Raw genomic sequence first — 2,551 nt, 5'->3', positions numbered from 1 at the left:
GTCGTTTAGGGTTGTTCGATGCCTGCCATCGTCCACAGGAATGTGAGCGTGCCACCTTGCCTTGCTGGCAGGCGTCGAACGAGCCTCGATGGAGGAAACCGCGGAGTGCCCCGATGCGGTCGGAGTCCTGGAGGCTATGGCGATTGATAGGCCGGGATGCCCGGCAATGTTGATGGATGCGTGAGGAGGCGGGATGCTGGATGGGCGCTGACGCAGTGCTGAAGCGGTGCAGTGGCGCAATTGTGATGGCGAAGCGGACGTGCGAGAGACTGCGCGAGGCGACAGGCGCAAACGTCCGCTCGTGGGCCGCGTTGCCGCAAAGCCGACGGTCGGGTTATACATGCAGGGAGCGTTGCGCTCATGTCTCACCTCGCCGCATGGGTGGTGCGCGAATGGGCGCAGTGCGTTCCAGTATCTCAATGACGATCATCGGCGCACCGCAGTGCCGGCAGACGAAGACCGGAGCGACGGCAACCTCGGGATCGTCGGGCTGGGTGGCGACCTCGGGCGGCACGACGTCCAGCAACTCACGCACCTTCGCGAGGCTGGCGCGGCGCACCGGGTTGGCCAGCAGGCCGTAGTGACGGATGCGATGGAAGCCGCCGGGCAGCACATGCAGCAGCAAGCGGCGCATGAACTCGCCGGCTTCGAGCGTCATGATCTTGTAGCGGGTGCGCCCCGTTGCACGGTAGTCCTTCCAGCGGAAGGTTACGCCGCGCTCATCGAGTGCGACCAGGCGCTGGTTGGAGATCGCGACGCGGTGCGTATAGCGTGAGAGGTACTCGAGCACCGCTTGCGGTCCGGCGAAGGGACGCTTGGCGTAGACCACCCACTCGCAGGTGCGCAGCGGCGCAAGCCACCGCGCAAAGGCAGCCGCATTGGCAAGCTCTGTGTAGTCGCCGAAGAACTGCAGCTGGCCGCGTCGGTGTGCGTCTGCGAGTGCTTCGAGGAAGCGGCGCCGGAACAGGCGCGAGAGCACGCGCACCGGCAGGAAGAAGCCGGGGCGGCAGGCGATCCACCGCTCACCATCGGACGACAGGCCGCCACCGGGAACGATACCGTGCGCGTGCGGATGATGCGTGAGCGCTGAGCCCCAGGTGTGCAGCACGAGCGTGGCGCCGATCTGTGCGCCCAGGTGCCTCGGATCCGCGGCGATCGTACGCAGGGTTTCGGCGGCGATGTCGAACAGGAGTCCGTAGATTACCGCCTTGTTGTACCAGGCGATCGCACTGATCGGCGCAGGCAGCGTGAACACTACGTGGTAGTACTCCACGGGCAGCAGGTCGGCCTGGCGCGCCTCGAGCCAGCGGCGGGCGGCACTGGCCTGGCACTTCATGCAGTGCCGGTTACGGCAGGAGTTGTACTCGACCTCGATGTGGTCGCACCCCGAACAGCGCAGCACATGCCCGCCCAGCGCCGCGGTGCGGCACTGTTCGATGGCCGACATGACCTTCAGCTGCCCCAGGCTCAGGTGTGCGGTTGCCCGCCACGCTGGCCCGTGGCTGCGGAAGATATCCGCAACCTCCAGCATGAGGCGCTACAGCGCGCAGCTTACTCGGAGGGCAGGCGGTCCAGCGGACTGGTGACCTCGTGCAGCAGGTCGGTGGCCACCTGGACGTAGAGCGCGGTGTTCTCGAGCTTCGCGTGGCCGAGCAGTACCTGGATCACGCGGATGTCCACCTTCTGTTCGAGCAGATGTGTCGCAAAACTGTGCCTCAAGGTATGCATGGATACGCGCTTGTCGATGTGTGCGGCCTCCGCGGCGGCATGGATGGCGCGGTTCAACTGTCGCGTGCTGAGCGCGTCCACGGGATCGAGCCCGGGAAAGAGCCACCCACCATCCAGCATCCTGCCCTGGGCCCGGGCTACGTGCCACCAGACGCGCAGGCGCTCGAGCAGCACCGGCGAGAGCATGGCGTAGCGGTCCCGACGACCCTTGCCCTGCTTGATGCGCAGCGTCATACGTTGACTGTCGATGTCGCCGACCTTCAGGGCCACCACTTCGCTTGCGCGCAGTCCTGCGCCGTAGGCGACTGACAGGGCGGTCTGGTGCTTGAGGTTGCCGGCCGCCTCGATGAGGCGGCGCACTTCATCGGGACTAAGCACGACGGGCAGTGTGCGGGGCACGCGCACGGGGTGCATCCTGACCATCAGGTCAGGCCGGTCGAGCGTGACCCCGAAGAAGAACTTCAGGCCGGTGATGGCATGATTGAGCGACACGGGCGATGTGCCGTGATCGACGAGATGCAGCTGGTAGCGCCGCAGGTCCTCGACGGTGGCCGTGTCAGGTGAGCGCCCGAGAAACCGGGCGAATTCGCGCACGATGCGCAGATAGATGTCCTGTGTCTTCGGCGACAACTGGCGCATGTGCATGTCGTCGATCATGCGCTGGCGCAGTGGACTGGCGTTTGCCTGTGGGGAGGTCATGATTGGGCTCCTGCTGGAGAACGAGGCGGGTTGCCTCATTCGCCAACATACGGAACTGCGCAGCCGACCCCTCACGAACCACCGCGCTTAGCCGGAGCCCCCTACCGCGCGAGCGGTTTCGTTC

At 65.9% G+C, this 2,551-nt stretch carries 2 protein-coding genes; both read right to left on the bottom strand.

What is annotated here, in order from left to right:
- Positions 1–358: 358 nt before the first annotated feature.
- The gene (locus M0D67_RS41890) at positions 359–1,531 is read right to left on the bottom strand and encodes an IS91 family transposase (RefSeq protein ID WP_266243651.1); all 1,173 of its coding nucleotides are present in this window, start codon (positions 1,529–1,531) and stop codon (positions 359–361) included.
- A 20-nt stretch (positions 1,532–1,551) separates the two neighbouring features.
- Positions 1,552–2,427, bottom strand: a complete 876-nt coding sequence (locus tag M0D67_RS41885) for a site-specific integrase (protein WP_266243649.1) — start codon at positions 2,425–2,427, stop codon at positions 1,552–1,554.
- Positions 2,428–2,551 lie beyond the last annotated feature (124 nt).

The sequence above is a fragment of the Paraburkholderia sp. SECH4 genome, from assembly GCF_030511745.1.
Taxonomy (GTDB): domain Bacteria; phylum Pseudomonadota; class Gammaproteobacteria; order Burkholderiales; family Burkholderiaceae; genus Paraburkholderia; species Paraburkholderia madseniana.
This window is presented reverse-complemented; position numbering and strand designations above follow the sequence as displayed.